Source organism: Rhodococcus sp. IEGM 1241, from assembly GCF_033142365.1.
GTDB classification, from domain to species: domain Bacteria; phylum Actinomycetota; class Actinomycetes; order Mycobacteriales; family Mycobacteriaceae; genus Rhodococcus_F; species Rhodococcus_F erythropolis.
On record NZ_JAWLSE010000002.1, the window covers coordinates 1,019,303 to 1,035,917 of the forward strand.

19 protein-coding genes are annotated in these 16,615 nt (G+C 63.2%); 12 read left to right on the plus strand and 7 right to left on the minus strand.

Translation table 11 applies throughout. From position 1 onward, the window contains the following. The first annotated feature begins 9 nt into the window (after nt 1–9). From R4P70_RS14530 to tuf, 8 genes are all read left to right on the plus strand, one after another. On the plus strand, nt 10–795 hold the full coding sequence (locus R4P70_RS14530) for an enoyl-CoA hydratase family protein (protein ID WP_007728400.1): 786 nt from the start codon (nt 10–12) through the stop codon (nt 793–795). 60 nt (nt 796–855) lie between these two features. Next, the gene (locus R4P70_RS14535; protein ID WP_003942008.1) at nt 856–1,467 is read left to right on the plus strand and encodes a TetR/AcrR family transcriptional regulator; all 612 of its coding nucleotides are present in this window, start codon (nt 856–858) and stop codon (nt 1,465–1,467) included. A gap of 83 nt (nt 1,468–1,550) precedes the next feature. After that, nucleotides 1,551–2,099 carry a DUF3558 domain-containing protein gene (locus tag R4P70_RS14540; protein ID WP_003941874.1) on the plus strand — a complete coding sequence of 183 codons (549 nt, stop codon included), beginning with the start codon at nt 1,551–1,553 and terminating at the stop codon, nt 2,097–2,099. Next, nucleotides 2,096–2,641: a DUF3558 domain-containing protein gene (locus R4P70_RS14545; protein WP_042453122.1), complete on the plus strand. Its 546-nt coding sequence runs from the start codon at nt 2,096–2,098 to the stop codon at nt 2,639–2,641. Before R4P70_RS14540 ends, R4P70_RS14545 begins: the two co-directional genes overlap by 4 nt. A gap of 409 nt (nt 2,642–3,050) precedes the next feature. Continuing rightward, entirely contained in the window at nt 3,051–3,425 is a 375-nt protein-coding gene (gene rpsL / locus R4P70_RS14550) for a 30S ribosomal protein S12 (protein ID WP_003941908.1), read from the plus strand. Then, the gene (gene rpsG, locus R4P70_RS14555) at nt 3,425–3,895 is read left to right on the plus strand and encodes a 30S ribosomal protein S7 (protein ID WP_003941856.1); all 471 of its coding nucleotides are present in this window, start codon (nt 3,425–3,427) and stop codon (nt 3,893–3,895) included. Before rpsL ends, rpsG begins: the two co-directional genes overlap by 1 nt. 200 nt (nt 3,896–4,095) lie before the next feature. Continuing rightward, the gene (gene fusA, locus R4P70_RS14560; RefSeq protein ID WP_007728394.1) at nt 4,096–6,198 is read left to right on the plus strand and encodes an elongation factor G; all 2,103 of its coding nucleotides are present in this window, start codon (nt 4,096–4,098) and stop codon (nt 6,196–6,198) included. A 125-nt stretch (nt 6,199–6,323) separates the two neighbouring features. Beyond that, entirely contained in the window at nt 6,324–7,514 is a 1,191-nt protein-coding gene (gene tuf, locus R4P70_RS14565) for an elongation factor Tu (protein WP_003941926.1), read from the plus strand. Between the two features lie 137 nt (nt 7,515–7,651). On the opposite strand, the gene R4P70_RS14570 is transcribed toward tuf, so the two are convergent. The 5 genes from R4P70_RS14570 to R4P70_RS14590 are packed head-to-tail and all read right to left on the minus strand — an operon-like array spanning nt 7,652 to nt 10,195. After that, a complete protein-coding gene (locus R4P70_RS14570; protein ID WP_042921019.1) occupies nt 7,652–8,215 on the minus strand; it encodes a hypothetical protein in 564 nt (187 codons plus the stop codon). Next, nucleotides 8,212–9,186: an Asp23/Gls24 family envelope stress response protein gene (locus R4P70_RS14575; RefSeq protein ID WP_007728390.1), complete on the minus strand. Its 975-nt coding sequence runs from the start codon at nt 9,184–9,186 to the stop codon at nt 8,212–8,214. The genes R4P70_RS14570 and R4P70_RS14575 overlap by 4 nt, the downstream gene beginning before the upstream one ends. Further along, a complete protein-coding gene (locus tag R4P70_RS14580) occupies nt 9,173–9,352 on the minus strand; it encodes a hypothetical protein (protein WP_003942043.1) in 180 nt (59 codons plus the stop codon). The genes R4P70_RS14575 and R4P70_RS14580 overlap by 14 nt, the downstream gene beginning before the upstream one ends. A gap of 1 nt (nt 9,353) precedes the next feature. Beyond that, the gene (locus R4P70_RS14585; protein WP_042453130.1) at nt 9,354–9,731 is read right to left on the minus strand and encodes a hypothetical protein; all 378 of its coding nucleotides are present in this window, start codon (nt 9,729–9,731) and stop codon (nt 9,354–9,356) included. Further along, nucleotides 9,728–10,195 (minus strand): Asp23/Gls24 family envelope stress response protein, encoded by a 468-nt coding sequence (locus tag R4P70_RS14590; protein ID WP_003941912.1) that lies wholly within the window; start codon nt 10,193–10,195, stop codon nt 9,728–9,730. Before R4P70_RS14590 ends, R4P70_RS14585 begins: the two co-directional genes overlap by 4 nt. Nucleotides 10,196–10,379: 184 nt before the next feature. Between R4P70_RS14590 and R4P70_RS14595 the strand changes: the two genes are divergently transcribed. After that, complete coding sequence (locus tag R4P70_RS14595; RefSeq protein ID WP_228232526.1) at nt 10,380–11,558, plus strand: NAD(P)/FAD-dependent oxidoreductase; 1,179 nt, start codon at nt 10,380–10,382, stop codon at nt 11,556–11,558. 42 nt (nt 11,559–11,600) lie between these two features. Further along, nucleotides 11,601–12,365 carry a glutamate racemase gene (locus R4P70_RS14600; RefSeq protein WP_042921015.1) on the plus strand — a complete coding sequence of 255 codons (765 nt, stop codon included), beginning with the start codon at nt 11,601–11,603 and terminating at the stop codon, nt 12,363–12,365. Nucleotides 12,366–12,460: 95 nt separating this feature from the next. Here R4P70_RS14600 and R4P70_RS14605 read toward each other — a convergent pair whose 3' ends face one another. Next, nucleotides 12,461–12,829: an SPW repeat protein gene (locus R4P70_RS14605; RefSeq protein WP_003941901.1), complete on the minus strand. Its 369-nt coding sequence runs from the start codon at nt 12,827–12,829 to the stop codon at nt 12,461–12,463. Between the two features lie 361 nt (nt 12,830–13,190). Between R4P70_RS14605 and R4P70_RS14610 the strand changes: the two genes are divergently transcribed. Together R4P70_RS14610 and R4P70_RS14615 are read left to right on the plus strand one after the other, a co-directional pair. Beyond that, entirely contained in the window at nt 13,191–13,928 is a 738-nt protein-coding gene (locus R4P70_RS14610) for a DNA alkylation repair protein (RefSeq protein WP_042921012.1), read from the plus strand. A 38-nt stretch (nt 13,929–13,966) separates the two neighbouring features. After that, on the plus strand, nt 13,967–15,271 hold the full coding sequence (locus tag R4P70_RS14615) for a glycosyltransferase 87 family protein (protein WP_042921009.1): 1,305 nt from the start codon (nt 13,967–13,969) through the stop codon (nt 15,269–15,271). On the opposite strand, the gene R4P70_RS14620 is transcribed toward R4P70_RS14615, so the two are convergent. Next, the gene (locus R4P70_RS14620; RefSeq protein ID WP_003941851.1) at nt 15,243–16,298 is read right to left on the minus strand and encodes a ferredoxin--NADP reductase; all 1,056 of its coding nucleotides are present in this window, start codon (nt 16,296–16,298) and stop codon (nt 15,243–15,245) included. The two genes, R4P70_RS14615 and R4P70_RS14620, sit on opposite strands and share 29 nt — an antisense overlap. Nucleotides 16,299–16,615: the final 317 nt, after the last annotated feature.

The following is a 16,615-nucleotide window of genomic DNA, read 5'->3' on the forward strand; positions in this document are numbered from 1 at the left end:
AGGCGACTCATGACGGATCAGGACAAGCCATACGTACGGTACGAAGTATCGGGCGGTGCTGCCACGATCACTCTCGACTCACCCCACAACCGCAACGCGATTTCGACGCGGTTGGTCACGGAGTTGCAGGCTGGGTTGACGTCGGCTGCCGCCGATCCGGCAGTTCGAGCGGTGGTACTCACCCACACCGGTGGAACATTCTGTGCGGGAGCCGATCTCAGTGAGGCCTCCGGTTCGTCCGCATCACCGGAGGACGCCGTCAAGGAGCGAGGACGGGGGATGCTGACACTCTTGCGCAGCATTCTCGAGCTTCCCAAGCCGGTGATCGGGCGGATCGACGGTCACGTCCGGGCCGGAGGCATGGGTCTTGTCGGGGCGTGCGACATCGTCGTCGCCGGACCGGCGAGCACCTTCGCGGTGACGGAATCACGGTTGGGTTTGGCGGCGTCCATCATCTCGCTCACGGTCCTACCGAGGCTCGACCAGCGATCTGCGAGCCGCTATCTGCTCACCGGCGAGAAGTTCGGCCAGCACGAGGCCGAATCCATCGGACTCGTCACCTCCGCGTCGCAGGACACGGAGGAGTCGATCACCGAACTGCTCGGCACCTTGCGCCAATGTTCACCGCAGGGACTTGCCGAATCGAAGTGGATCACGACGCGTTCGGTCCTGGCTGGATTCGACCGGGACGGCGAGGAGATGATCGCGCAGTCGGCTCGGCTGTTTTCCTCTGACGAGGCTCGTGAGGGCATGATGTCTTTCTTGCAGAAGCGTCCAGCGGCCTGGGCGCAGTAGAAACTGCGCAGCTGGGACACAGAAGCGCTGGAACACAGAAGTAGAAGGGATGGCGGCGCGATGACTCGAGAGCCCAAGCAGGACCGAAGTCGAGTCACGCGCTCCCACCTGCTCGAAGTGACTGTGGAGTGTCTCGCCGAACTCGGGTGGAGCGCAACGACGATGAGCGTCGTCGCGCAGCGTGCCGGGGTGTCCAGAGGCGCCATGCAGCATCACTTCCCGACCCGCGAGGACCTCATCACCGCGGCGCTCGAGGTGATGTTCGACGCCCGGATGGATCAGGCACGAAAGGAATCGACCGACCTTCCGGTGGGTGCCGGACGAACCGAGGCGATCATTTCGCGGTTGGTGGAGTACTACACCGGGACTCTGTTCAAAGCAGCGCTGCAGGTGTGGACGGCCGCTGCCTCCGACCCCGACCTGCGTGCCCGCGTACTGCCCCTCGAGGAACGATTCGGGCGCATCGCGCACCGCATGGCCGTCGAGAGTCTGGGTGTCGACGACTCCGACCCGGTGACGCACCGCTTGGTACAGGCGACCCTGGACCTGGCCCGCGGGCTGGGGCTGGCTGATGTCTTGACAGACGACTCGCGCCGACGCACCGAGGTGGTCAAACAGTGGGCGGCGCAATTGGATTCCACGCTTGTTCGGGTACCGGTGGCAACTCCCTGAATCGGTAGCGGCGGGGCCGGCGCCGGTGCTCTCGACGCGCACGTGGCGTGTGTCGGGGGCCACCGAGAAGTACAGTCGGCTCCATGGCCGCACGCACTCTCACTTCGATCGGGACTTCGGTATTGGTCTCGGCTGCCGTGCTCTCGGCCGTGGTCGGCTGCAGCTCCGGCGACGGGTCCGTCGATCAGCCGGGCGACGGTGCGGGTTCGCAGGCACTCGCACCTACGGATCCGGGCCCGATGTTCGCCGAATGCGGCTCGGTGACCGACGAGGAAGTTGTCAACGCCTTCAATCTCGGCGCTTTTGCGACGACGACGCGCAACGGCGTCGGTTGCCAGTGGGAAGTCGCCGGTTCGAACGGCCCGAGCGTCAGTTTCTCCTGGTACCGCGGTAGCCCGATCGGCCGCGAACGGGCCGGGTCCGACCTGCTCGGACGTCCTGCCGACGACATCACGATCGGTGGACACCAGGGCTTCATCGCGTCCACGGCAGGTTCGTTGTGCGAGTTGGGTATCGCGTTCGGCGGAGACTTCGTGCACTGGTCGATCACCTACGGTTTGCTGCCACCGACCGCGGATCCATGCACGGTGGCGCGGGATCTGATGGAAAAAACAGTTTCGAGGGCACAGTGAAGTTCGAGGGCGCCGTGAAGCGCGTAAGGATCGGGCTCGCCTTGGCGGGGTCGCTGGTTCTACTCACGGGGTGCGGCTCCGTGGTCACCGGGACTCCTCGTGCGGAGGGCAGCTACGGCGGTAGTGACAGCCAGGAATTCGCGAACGTCCTCCAAGAATGCGAAGCCGTCACCGACGAGCAGATCGCCGGCGCAGTGGGTGCCGACGCCGTCGGGCGTGGGTTCTTCGGCGCTATCTGCCGTTGGGACGGCATCGGAGCCGCGGGTCCGATCAAGATCACCTTCAACTGGTTCGAGACGGGCACCCTCGATCACGAGCGCGCTGCATTCGAGCACCTGGGATACGTGGTGGCGAAAATCGACATCAACGGCAGTGGCGGGTACCAGGTTCGCCAGCCGGCCGATCCGCAGAGCTGCGGGGTGAGCGCGAGCGCACCGGCCGGGGGAGTGTTCGGTTGGTGGGTCACCGAGCCGCAAGGCGGCGCGGATCCGTGCGAGGCTGCGGCAAAGCTCGGCGCGTTGACGTTGAACCGCAGCATCTGATCGCGACCGGTCCGGCTGCGTGGTCTGAGTGTGCAGCCAGAGTCTCTGGTCAGAGCGTGAGGTCACTATCACCGTGGCCTCGCTTTGACCTCGTGGCGCGCCGACAGGTATCGTTATGGGTCGTGTCCGGCATGCCCGGGCCGATCTGTGTGCCTAGCTAGGTATTGCCGTGCGCGCGTTCGAGCAGAAACTGCTGATGAACGAGCATCCGGCTGCCTGTGTGGGGGTATGCGACACGCCCGACCTCGGGGGCAGTGCGCGGCATGAAAGTGCTGAGTACAGACTCTGAGGTGGGTGAGGAGCAGCAGCTCTCTTGCTCCAACTGCTAGATCCCTAATTTCAGAACAGCCACGTTTTCGAACGGCCCGAGTTCGCTCGAGCAGTCTGTTCGTCACAAGAAAGCCGGTAAATGCCAACCATCAACCAGCTGGTCCGCAAGGGTCGCCGCGACAAGACCGCCAAGGTCAAGACGGCAGCCCTCAAGGGCAGCCCGCAGCGTCGTGGCGTGTGCACTCGCGTGTACACCACCACCCCCAAGAAGCCGAACTCCGCGCTCCGTAAGGTCGCACGTGTTCGCCTCACGACTTCGGTCGAGGTCACCGCGTACATCCCCGGTGAAGGTCACAACCTTCAGGAGCACTCCATGGTGCTCGTCCGTGGCGGTCGTGTGAAGGACCTCCCGGGTGTCCGTTACAAGATCATCCGCGGCTCCCTCGACACCCAGGGTGTCAAGGGTCGCAAGCAGGCACGCAGCCGCTACGGCGCCAAGAAGGAGAAGAGCTAATGCCACGTAAGGGCCCCGCTCCGAAGCGCCCGCTCATCAACGACCCGGTTTACGGTTCCCCGTTGGTGACGCAGCTCGTCAACAAGATCCTGCTGGACGGCAAGAAGTCCACCGCAGAGCGAATCGTGTACCAGGCTCTCGAGCAGGCACGCGAGAAGACCGGCACCGATCCGGTCGTCACCCTCAAGCGCGCCCTGGACAACGTCAAGCCTGCACTCGAGGTTCGTAGCCGCCGCGTCGGTGGCGCTACCTACCAGGTGCCGGTCGAGGTTCGCCCCGGTCGTTCCACCACGCTGGCACTGCGCTGGCTGGTCACCTTCTCGCGTGCACGTCGTGAGAAGACCATGGTCGAGCGTCTCGCCAACGAGCTCCTCGATGCCAGCAATGGCCTCGGTGCAGCTGTGAAGCGTCGCGAAGACACTCACAAGATGGCCGAAGCCAACAAGGCATTCGCCCACTACCGCTGGTGATGTAAAGCGTCGGAGCAACTGCCATCGGGTGGGGCTCCGACGCTTGTCGCCGTTGGCGGCCTGATCATCGCGACGGATTCCGGACGCAGGTGGCCAGGTTCGCCTCGGCAGAGACATAATTGAAAGACCATGGCCCTGACGGTGGAACACACCGATAAGGCCGACACCCGAAAACCAAGCAACGAGCGGGGAAGAAACCTGTGGCACAGGAAGTGCTGACTGACCTGAACAAGGTCCGCAACATCGGCATCATGGCGCACATCGATGCCGGCAAGACCACCACCACCGAGCGCATCCTGTTCTACACCGGTGTCAATTACAAGATCGGTGAGACGCACGACGGTGCGTCGACGACGGACTGGATGGAGCAGGAGAAGGAACGCGGCATCACGATCACGTCTGCCGCCGTGACTTGCTTCTGGAACAACAACCAGATCAACATCATCGACACCCCCGGCCACGTCGACTTCACGGTCGAGGTGGAGCGGTCGCTGCGCGTGCTCGACGGCGCAGTTGCTGTCTTCGACGGTAAAGAGGGTGTCGAGCCGCAGTCCGAGCAGGTTTGGCGTCAGGCTGCCAAGTACGACGTTCCGCGCATCTGCTTCGTCAACAAGATGGACAAGATGGGCGCGGACTTCTACTTCACAGTCCAGACCATCATCGACCGCTTGGGCGCGAAGCCGCTCGTTCTCCAGCTGCCCATCGGCGCTGAGGACGACTTCGACGGCGTCGTCGACCTGGTCGAGATGAAGGCCATCACCTGGCGCGGCGTGGTCCCGACGGGAACCGCTCCGACCATCGAGGAGATCCCCGCGGATCTCGTCGAGAAGGCTGCCGAGTACCGCGAGAAGCTGCTCGAGACGGTTGCAGAGTCCGACGAAGCTCTCATGGAGAAGTACTTCGGCGGCGAAGAGCTCACCATCGAGGAGATCAAGGGCGCCATCCGCAAGATGACGGTCGCCTCCGAGCTGTACCCGGTTCTCTGTGGCTCCGCGTTCAAGAACAAGGGCGTTCAGCCCATGCTCGACGCTGTCATCGACTACCTTCCGAACCCGCTGGACATCGGCGAGGTCATCGGCCACAAGCTCGGTGACGAAGAAGTAGAGATCACTCGCAAGCCGAGCAAGGACGAGCCGTTCTCGGCTCTCGCCTTCAAGATCGCTGCTCACCCGTTCTTCGGCAAGCTGACCTTCGTCCGCGTGTACTCGGGTCGTATCGATCCGGGTGCTCAGGTGCTCAACGCAACCAAGGGCAAGAAGGAGCGCATCGGAAAGCTCTTCCAGATGCACGCCAACAAGGAGAACCCGGTAGACGAGGCCGTAGCCGGCCACATCTACGCAATGATCGGCCTCAAGGACACCACCACCGGTGACACCTTGTGCGATCAGGCGAGCCCCATCGTCCTCGAGTCGATGTCGTTCCCCGCGCCGGTCATCCAGGTCTCCATCGAGCCCAAGACCAAGTCCGACCAGGAAAAGCTGGGCGTCGCGATCCAGAAGCTCGCCGAAGAGGACCCGACCTTCTCGGTCGAACTCGACGAAGAGACCGGTCAGACCGTCATCGGCGGTATGGGCGAGCTCCACCTCGACATCCTCGTCGACCGCATGCGTCGCGAGTTCAAGGTCGAGGCGAACGTCGGTAAGCCGCAGGTTGCGTACCGCGAGACCATCACCAAGAAGGTCGAGAAGCACGACTACACCCACAAGAAGCAGACGGGTGGCTCGGGCCAGTTCGCAAAGGTCATCATCGCTCTGGAGCCTTTCGTGGGCGAAGACGGTGCTACCTACGAGTTCGAGAACAAGGTCTCCGGCGGACGTATCCCGCGCGAGTACATCCCCTCCGTGGATGCCGGTGCGCAGGACGCGATGCAGTACGGTGTTCTCGCCGGCTACCCGCTCGTGAACCTGAAGCTGTCGCTGCTCGATGGTGCTTACCACGACGTCGACTCCTCGGAAATGGCGTTCAAGGTTGCCGGTTCGCAGGCACTGAAGGAAGCCGCCCGCAAGGCCGGCCCCGTCATTCTCGAGCCGCTCATGGCTGTCGAGGTCACAACGCCCGAGGAGTACATGGGCGACGTGATCGGCGACCTCAACTCCCGCCGTGGCCAGATCCAGGCCATGGAGGAACGCAGTGGTGCCCGTGTCGTGAAGGCGCTGGTTCCGCTCTCGGAGATGTTCGGTTACATCGGTGACCTGCGGTCGAAGACCCAGGGCCGAGCGAACTTCTCCATGGTGTTCGATTCCTACGCAGAGGTTCCCGCGAACGTCTCGAAGGAAATCATCGCCAAGGCGACGGGCGAGTAAGCACAGCGAGCTCCCCAGCCCGCGCCGGCAAGTAACCTCGGTTTCTTCCGGCACGAAGCACGACCTAGTAACAACCAACCGCACTGCTGCATACGGCAAGCAACAACAGTCCAGGAGGACACAAAGTGGCGAAGGCGAAGTTCGAGCGGACGAAGCCGCACGTGAACATCGGCACCATTGGTCACGTCGACCACGGCAAGACCACGACGACGGCGGCCATCACCAAGGTTCTCGCGGATGCATTCCCCGACCTGAACGAGGCTTCGGCCTTCGATCAGATCGACAAGGCTCCCGAGGAAAAGGCTCGTGGCATCACGATCAACATCTCGCATGTTGAGTACCAGACGGAAAAGCGCCACTACGCGCACGTCGATGCACCGGGTCACGCCGACTACATCAAGAACATGATCACCGGCGCAGCTCAGATGGACGGCGCTATCCTCGTCGTCGCAGCTACCGACGGCCCGATGCCCCAGACGCGCGAGCATGTCCTGCTCGCTCGCCAGGTTGGCGTTCCTTACATCCTCGTCGCCCTGAACAAGGCCGACATGGTTGACGACGACGAGATCCTCGAGCTCGTCGAGATGGAGGTCCGCGAACTGCTGGCCGCTCAGGAATTCGACGAGGAAGCCCCCGTCATTCCGATCTCGGCACTCAAGGCACTCGAGGGTGACCCGAAGTGGACGCAGTCCATTCTCGACCTGATGGCTGCTGTCGACGAGTCCATCCCGGACCCGATTCGTGAGACCGAGAAGCCCTTCCTCATGCCCGTCGAGGACGTCTTCACGATCACCGGCCGTGGCACCGTTGTCACCGGTCGTATCGAGCGTGGCGTTGTCAACGTCAACGAAGAGGTCGAGATCGTCGGCATCAAGGAAACCTCGACCAAGACCACGGTCACGGGTATCGAGATGTTCCGCAAGCTGCTCGACTCGGGCCAGGCCGGCGACAACGTCGGACTGCTCGTTCGTGGCATCAAGCGCGAAGATGTCGAGCGTGGACAGGTTGTCGTCAAGCCGGGCACCACGACTCCCCACACGGAGTTCGAGGGCCAGGCATACATCCTGTCGAAGGACGAGGGCGGCCGCCACACCCCGTTCTTCAACAACTACCGCCCGCAGTTCTACTTCCGTACCACGGACGTTACGGGCGTCGTGACGCTGCCTGAGGGCACCGAGATGGTCATGCCCGGTGACAACACCGAGATGTCCGTCAAGCTGATCCAGCCTGTCGCCATGGACGAGGGCCTGCGCTTCGCAATTCGCGAAGGCGGCCGTACGGTCGGCGCCGGCAAGGTTGCCAAGATCATCAAGTGAGACTCTTGTCTCGCTAGCTGATTCACAGCACTGAAAAAGGCGCTCATTCCCTTCGGGGAGTGAGCGCCTTTTCTGTGTCTTCCATCGGTTGGCCTGTGATCGAGTGTTCGGTGATCGGGTGCCTGCGTGGTTCTTGCTTACTTGTTGGCTTCCACCCGGTCGAGGTGCAGCAGAACCTGTACTGCGACGGTTGAGCCGTCGAGGCTGCGCCTGGTTGCGCCGGCGATACGTTCGGCCGAAGCGGTGAATCCGGCGACGTCGATCGACGGATCTGCAGTGACGACAATCGACAGCGTCGGCAATCCGCGATCGACCGTCGCTTTGCTCTTGGTGCTCCGCACGCCGGTCAGCTGAGCGAGCTCGGCCGCTACGCCGTCTGCGACGGGTCCGAGATCCACGCTGACGTCGGTACCGGATTCGTTGTGCCGCAATGTGACTGCGCTTGTACGGCGCCGGCGAAGGTTCAGGTACAACAGCCCGAAACCGGCGAAGACACAGAGGACGAAGGTGCCCGACAGTACCCAGTGCCACCACGGCTCCTCCGGAAGGCCGAAGAGGACCTCCCGATCGAGGCGTGACACCCAGGTTCGAATCAGCGACGCGCCCGCGTCCCACGCGATGGCGTATGCGCCCGCCGCGAGGAGTGCGATTCCGACGATGAGGACGATGATCCGATCGACCACGGAGATCCAACGGTTCACGAGGCGTCCTTTCGTCGTACTACAGTTTCTCGCACGACAACCGAAAGTTGCAGTGGCCGCTGCAGTATCGCGAGATGAGGCCGAACCGCCGCGTCGACGGCTGCGGCAAGTTCAGCTCGATCGCCACCGGTCGATTCGATGTGGACCTTGACGTGTTTACGGTCGACGCTGGTGTGAGCCGAGCCGACGCCGGGAACGACCGCTGCGTGGCTACTGCACAGACGTGCAATGTCAGTCGGCCGCATCCACACCGTCGATGCGCTCGGGTTCCCGAGTGGGACATGGGTTTTCGCACGGCGTTTGATCGCCGACATTATCAGGACAACACCCGCGACAACGGCAGCGATTGCCACCGGAAGTAGCCACGGTTGCCAGTGCAGACGAGACGTCCACTCCACGGAGTTTCGGATCCAGGGTGCCGATTCGAAAGTTCCACGGTTGATGAACCATTCGCGCGAGACGACGAAGGCGAGTGCGAGTAGACCACACGCGATGACGACGGCCGAAACTGCGGCCGCCGGGTTCGCAGAGGGGACACGCGGCGGAATCGGATCCGAGAGTGCCTGCTGTGCCGGGCCCTCCGCGATCTCGACGCCGGAAACACAGGAGTCGTCAGAACCCTCGGTTGCCGCGATCATCACGTTCATGTCGTGGAGTGGAAGCCCGGTCAGCGATTCGACGCTGCGTCCGACTTCCGTTCGCACCCGGCCGGTCAACTCGGTGACCGAACACGGCCAGGACACGGCGAGGAAGAGATTGATGGCGACGGCGTCGCTACCCATCGAGATGTCGGCTCGCGGAAGGTCGCGTCCTGTCAGGCGAGTCAAGCCACCGGACTGGCGGACCACCCCCGGGACGTTCACCGCTGCGGCCGTGGCGATCTTGGCCATCGCACGGTCCTTGATGACCAAGGAGCCGCGTAGACCAGGATCGTCCGCTGCGCTGGGATCGGACGGCTCAGCCACGGCCACGGCTTCGGAGGATCGCGCCGAGGTCGAGATGTCCGTCGCGGTGTGCTCCGATCGCCATACCGGCGGCGCCGAGCAGGACTGCGAAGACGAAACCGCTGAACCCACCCATGATTCCGGCGAGTGCGAGGAGCAGACCGACCAGCAGTCCGACGGTGGTGCTGTTCATGTCAGTTCCCTTCTCGAATGTTCGGTGCAATGTCTGTGACGGTGGCAGGCTCGGTGACTGCATTTTCGGCATCAACGGGTAGATATCCCGCTGTCGACAGGTCGCCGACGGTCACGTTCACCGGTACGTCGACCAATCTCGCCACCACCGCTCGTACGCGTTCGGCGACGCTGCGAACGTCTGCCGGATAGTGAACGGAAATGTGTACAGCACAGGAGTTTTCGTCGACGACGACGCCGGTGATGCGGCGTCCGGGGAGGTAGGTTCCCACTTCGCCGAACTGTCCTCCGTGCAGATCTGCCACTTCCGGGATGGCAAGAACCGCGTCGGCGACTACCTCGGCCGCGTCGATCTCGCGGCCGGCGTCGGCGGTACTCACTGAACCCTCGGCTTGGCTTCCGGATCGGTACTGCCGCCGCTCTCTGCATCCTCGAAGAGCATGACGTCGAAGACGGTGATGTTGACCTCGGTGACCTCGAGACCCGTCATGCTTTCCACTGCGGCAATGACGTTGCGGCGGATACCTACCGCCAGTTCGTGGAGTGCGACGCCGTACTCGGCGACAATGCCGATGTCGATGGCGGCTTGTTTCTCGCCTACCTCCACCGCCACGCCCTGGGCATGGTTGACGCGGGCGCCCGGTATGCGGTCGCGAAGTGCCCCCACCGCACGCGCTGTGCCCCCGCCGACGTCGTACACGCCGTTGATCTCGCGGGTCGCGATACCGGCGATCTTGGCGACCACGGCGTCGGCGATGATCGTCTTACCCTGGGTGCTGACTAGTTCCGCGCCACCGTCGGCGCCGAATCGGACGCTGTTCTTTTCACTGGAATCGCTGGTCATGGGGGCTCCCTGCTCATGTGTCAGTGCGTGCGTCTGAAGTACCTCCAACTGTAGTGACTGGTAGGTGACCATGCGGGATGCACCACACCTACTCCGGCATTTGGTATGGCAGAGTCGGAGGCAAATAGTGACGGCGTTCATAGTGAGCGCTGCAAGTGACGTGGGTCGGACAGGGTGGTACGTGGTGGCACGGATAGTGATCGTGGGTGCGGGTTTGTCGGGACTGCGGACCGTCGAGGAACTGCGACGAGCGGGTTTCGAAGGTGAATTGACGCTCGCGGGTGGGGAAACGCATCTGCCCTACGACAGGCCTCCGTTGTCGAAGGAAGTGATCCGCGGCGACAAGGACGAGACGACCTTGCGTCCGGCCGAGTTCTACGTCGAGAACAAGGTCGATCTCAAGCTCGGTTCGCCGGCAACCTCGGTGGACACGGTCGCCAAGTCGGTGGCGTTCGCCGACGGATCCACCCTGGACTACGACGAGTTGGTCATCGCGACCGGACTGACTCCGCGCCGCATCGCCGGCCTTCCGGAGTTGTCCGGAGTGCACGTTCTGCGCTCCATCGAGGAAGCGTTGGCCCTCCGCGCCGACCTTGCTCCCGGTAAGCGTGCGCTGATCGTCGGGGCCGGCTTCATCGGCTGCGAACTGGCCGCGAGCATGAAGTCTCACGGCGTCGACGTCGTGTTGCTCGAACCCCAGCCGACGCCGCTGGCGTCGGTGCTCGGCCCCACCGTCGGCGCCCTCGTCGAACGTCTGCATCGGAACGAGGGCATCGACGTCCGAGTCGGTACGGGCTTGACCTCGTTGTCCGGCGACGGAGCGGTTGCCGCTGCGACCTTGAGTGACGGTTCGGAAATCCCGGTCGACGTGGTCGCGATCGGAGTCGGTTCGGTGCCGGTCACGGAATGGCTCGACGGTTCGGGGATCGAACTCGACAACGGAGTGCTCTGCGACGGCGTCGGCCGCACCAGCACCGAACACGTCTGGGCGGTCGGCGACGTCGCGTCCTGGCAGATCGGAGATCGACGCAAGCGTGTCGAACACTGGACCAATGCTGGGGACCAGGCCAAGATCCTGGCGGGAGCGATCACCGGAACGGGTGATCCGGATGCGCCGGCGCAGGTTCCGTACTTCTGGAGCGATCAGTACGACGTCAAGATCCAGGCATTGGGGACCGTCGCACCCACGGACACCGTTCACATCGTGAAGGACGACGGCCGAAAGTTCGTCGCCTACTACGAGCGCGACGGTGTGCTGGCAGCTGTCGTCGGCGGCGGTAGCGCGGGAGCTGTGATGAAGATGCGCGCGAAGATCGCAGCCGGCACGCCCATCTCGGACGTGTTGGAGTCCACACCGGCCTGAACGGATGAGGCAGGACCGGTTCCGAGACGATAGATTTGTGCGGTGATCGTTGCACTCATCGACTCGGGACTGGGCCTGCTCCCTACCTCTGCGTGGCTCAGACGCCTGCGCCCGGATCTCGATCTTGTGCTGTCCCTCGATCCGGACGGCGCCCCCTGGGGGCCCAAGCCCGAGGAGTGGGTCGTCGACCGGGTACTCGGTGCGGTGCGCCGGAGCCTCGATCGTGGGGCTCAGGTCATCGTTCTTCCATGCAATACCGCGAGCGTCACCGCTCTCCCACACGTCCGTGAACTGGTCGGACCGGGTGTGCCGGTCATCGGAACGGTGCCCGCGATCAAGCCCGCGGCCGCCGCGTGCGATTCAGTGGCGATCTGGGCTACCGCCGCGACGACTGCCAGCCGGTACCAAGCCGATCTGATCGAACAGTTCGGCAACGGCGCCAAAGTCGTCGGGGTGCCGTGCCACGGCCTGGCCGATTCGATAGACCTCGGTGATCGTGCAGCCGCACTTGCAGCCATCGAATCCGCAGTGGCCCGGACGCCGGACGACGTCAACGGCGTTGTCCTCGGCTGCACGCACTACCCACTGCTCGCGGACGAAATCGCAGCGCGGCTACCCGCCGGCGTCACACTCTTCGACAGTGCCGAAGCCGTTGCACGACAGACCCTGCGGCGGATCGACGGGCTCGGTGACGCGGGTGAAGGATCGGGAACCGTCGAGGTTTTCGTGAGTGGTCGTCCGGGCGCGCTACCGCCCAGCGCCGAAGCCTTCGACGCCGGGCGGTTGTTGGGCGCGATCAAAGCCTGATCCAACCTGTATTCAGCCATTCATCAACGGGCAGCTACTCCGCTCTGTCAATGGGCGGCTACGCCGCTCCGTCAATGTGCGGCTACGCCGCTCCGTCAATGTGCGGCTACGCCGCCGTGACCCCCGTGATGCATCCGCGCACTCATCACCGGCATCGCACTCACCGCGACCACAACGGTCAGGACCCCGACCACCCAGGCCGTCCACGACGCACCGCGTAGAGCGTCGAAGCTCATGACCCAGGGTGAAATGAACATCAAGACGCCGAAAACGCCCATCGCGTAATCCGCCATGGCCATGTCCGGACGTGCCATGTGCGCCAGACCCGACAGTGCAACCAGGACACCCAGGACGACGAGTGACCACATTGCCCGATCGGTGGTGTCGAGCCACATCGGCGAGAGAGCCGCAAAGACGCCGAGAACCACCGCGACGGCATCTTGCATTCGATTCCACGACTTCATGACGAGACCTCCAAAGACGAGAGTGTGTCCACCTGTAGTACACGCCCGCGGCAGATCGAGATCAACTCTCCGCCAATTGCATTCGCGTTGCAGTTAGAGGCGATGTGGCGGCTCGAATATCAAGATTTGTGACTATTCGTCCGGATTGCCACGAGCCCGCGCGGAGCGCTGGCCGCGATATGTCCCGAGAGTGCCATGAGGGTGAGAGTGGTGAATGCGATAGCGGCGGTGATCATGGGTGGTCCTTTCACTGACTGTCCTCGAGTGTCGTCTGCCGACCTGTGGCCGAGCAGGGCACACGGTGTGAGGACGCTGAGAGAATCGAAGAGTCCGCACAGACGACCCGTGAGAAGGTTCTGGGGTGACGCAATCGAGTGCCCAGGACGTGATCGAACAGTTGGCCGACCTCGCGGATCCCGCGGATGCCGTCCAGCTACAGAAGTTCTTCAAGACAGCGCCGGGGGAGTACGGAGAGGGTGACGTCTTCATCGGCGTGCGAGTACCGAAGACGCGTTCGGTGGTGAAGAAGCATGTCGGTCTCGAGTTGCCTCAGGTACGCCTCCTTCTCGACAGCGACGTCCACGAGCATCGCTTGGCCGGTCTGTTGATCCTTGTTGCTCGATTCGAAAAGGTCAGTCGCCCAAAATTTTTCGACGACGAGAGTCGCTCCCGCATCGCCGACTTCTATCTCAGCGCTGTCGAGGACGGGCGGGTGAACAATTGGGATCTCGTGGATTCGTCCGCCGGACAGATCCTCGGCGGCTGGCTGTACGACCGAGATCGCCGGCTGATCTTCGAGCTTTCCGATTCGGGTGACCTGTGGCGACGACGGGTGGCGCTGCTGACGACGTACGGATTCATCACTCGCGGCGACGGGTCGACCACGCTCGAGCTTGCCGCGCGGGTGCTGGGTGATCGACGAGACCTGACCCAGAAAGCGATGGGCTGGATGCTCCGCGAGGTGGGCAAGCGGGTGGACCGGGATTTGTTGACCGGTTTCCTCGCGACGAATGCAGCAGACATGGGACGCACGGCACTGAGCTACGCGTGCGAACACCTGACCGCAGACGAGCGAGCGCACTTCCGGGCGGCCCGCTAGCGAAGTACCGCTCGGTAGGTTGTGGGACGATTCTCGGTATGCCCGCCACCCGTGTCGAGGCGTCTCGAATTGTGACGATCGGTTCACTGATCGCTGCCGGCGTCGCAGCTCTGTGTTATCTCGTGTACTCCGTTCGAGCCGTCGAACCCGTTGATTTTCTCGTCTACCGCTACGCTGCCCAGGCGTTCGCAGCGGGATCGAACATCTACGAGGGCAATCTGTCCGGCCCGTTGATCGTCGACGAGGGTATGCCGTTCACCTACACCCCGTTCGCGGTGATCTTCCTCTGGCCGACTGTCCTCTTCGACTGGTGGACTGCCTATCTGCTGTGGTCGGGATTGTGCATCGCGGCGTTGGTGTGGACGGTTGCGAGGTTCACTCCCGCTCGCGTCCCCAAGCGGCCGCTCGTCATGGCGGCATTGGTCCTGGCCGTGTCGGTGACTCCCATCGTCAGTGCGCACATCTCATTCGGCCAGGTGAACTTGGTGCTGATGGCGCTCGTACTGCTCGATGTGACTCGCCGAGAGGATTCGAGATTCGGCCGGTGGTTTCCGCGAGGACTGCTGATCGGCGTCGCGGCCGCGATCAAGCTGACTCCGGCTCTCTTCATCGTCTACTTCGTCGTCACGAAGCAGTGGCGACTCGCGATCTGGAGTTCGATCGGATTTGCCGCGGCGACCGCCGTCGCAGCAGTGGTGGACCCGGCCGTCAGCTGGACCTTCTGGTCGGACGTAGTCTGGAACCTCAGCGACCGGGTGGATTTGAGCGGGCAGGCGATCGCGAGTGCCGGCAACAGTTCGCTGCAGGGCGGACTTGCCGCGCTGGGCCCATGGACAGCGTCTCTGGCGATGCCGTCGACCGTGCTGTGCGCGGGGGTAGCGCTATGGATCGCCCGAGATGTCTATCGCGTCGGGCGAGCGGTCGATGCGGCGTTGGTGATCGGATTGAGCGCGCCGATTCTTTCGCCGATCAGCTGGATTCACCACTGGGTGTATCTCGTGCCTGCTGCCGTCACGGTTCTCTTTCGGCTTCGATCGCCGCTGCAGTTCGGTGCGGCCGCTCTGGGGTTGGCCATCGTCTACTGCGGGCCGAGTATGGGACAGCAGTTCATCGAGACGTCACCGCTCCTGCTGCCGTTCGGGTTGGTCCTTCGTGAGGGTTTCCTGATCGTGACCCTCGTACTGATTCTTGCCCTGTGGCGGTTGCCCACAACGGCGCCTGCGTGGGTTTCGCGGCGGGACTCGGGAGACTCCGAACATGACGAAGCCCCCGATTCCGCAGGGAATCAGGGGCCGTCATGCATCGAAGCAGGGTTCAGAACTCGATCTTCAGGTGATCGGTGATCGGCTTCGCCTGGCAACCGAGGATGTAGCCGTTCGCCACGTCCTCGGCGTCGAGGATTTCGGAGTTGTCCATCTGAACTTCGCCTTCGGTGACGGTGCAGGCACACGACCCGCACTCGCCTTCCTGGCAGGAGTACGGCACGTCGAGGCCCTTGGCGAGCATGATGTCGACGAGCGTCTGCTTGCGCGGCCAGACGAGGGTGTGGGTTTCACCGTCCAGTTCGACCTCGACGGTTGCGGCGTCGGCTGCTTCCTCGTCGGAGACCTCGGCTACCTCGACGTCACGGAACGGGTCACCCGCGAGTGAATTGAAGACCTCGGCGTGAACCTGCGTGCGGGGCATGCCGGCCTCTGCCAGTGCCTTGTGGACGGCGTCCATGAAGGGGCCTGGACCGCACATGAAGGCCTCGTACGCGACAAATGGCTTGGCCAGTGTCGCCAACTGTGAGACGGCGGGGAGTCCCTGCACGGTTTCGATCCAGTGGACAACGGTGAGGCGGCCGGGGTGTTGCGCTGCCAATTCGCGAAGTTCGGCGCCGAAGATGACGGACTTCTCGTCGCGGTTCGCGTAGATCAGCACGACGTTGCCGCTGCCCTGCGTGAGGGCGGACTTGAGGATCGAGATCACCGGAGTGATTCCGCTGCCTGCACCGAAGAGCAGGAAGTCGTGATCGAGCGACTTGGGCGTGAAGACACCTGACGGCGGCAGCACTTCGATGGTGTCGCCGACCTGGAGCTTGTCGCACAACCAGTTGGAGCCGTAGCCGTCGACGGTTCGCTTGACGGTCACCTTGGGGGCGTCGTCGGTGAAGGGTGAACTGGCCAGCGAGTAGCAGCGTGCGACCGAGCCGGTCTGATCACTCGGGATGCGCAGGGTCAGGAATTGACCTGGCTTGTAGTCGAACTTGTCCTTCAGTTCTGCGGGAATCTCGAACACCAGCGACCGGGCGTCGGAAGTCTCTTCGATGACTCCGGACACGGTGAGTACCGCCGATCGCGAGCTGTGCGGTACCTCGACTGTCGTCATCGCGAAGCTAGTCCTCTCGTGAAGCTGGGTAAAGCGCAGGTCAGTGAAGTGCAACATCTAGAACGTGTTCTAGTTCAATGTTAGCAGTGATGAAAAGCTACTGGGGATCGTAGTCGCCGAGCAACACGTTCCCGATCAGCGGGAACCACGGCGGTCTGATCCAGCCGTCCTGGCAGTCCGGGGTGGCGTCGACCTGCCCGAACGGGCGGTTCGTGAGTGGCGTCCGGGCGGTTGAGCTGCCGAAGTCTGTGCACGGGCTGTTTGTCGGTACACAGTGGGAACCAGGTGAGACGCCGGTCACAAAGATTCGGCTCGAA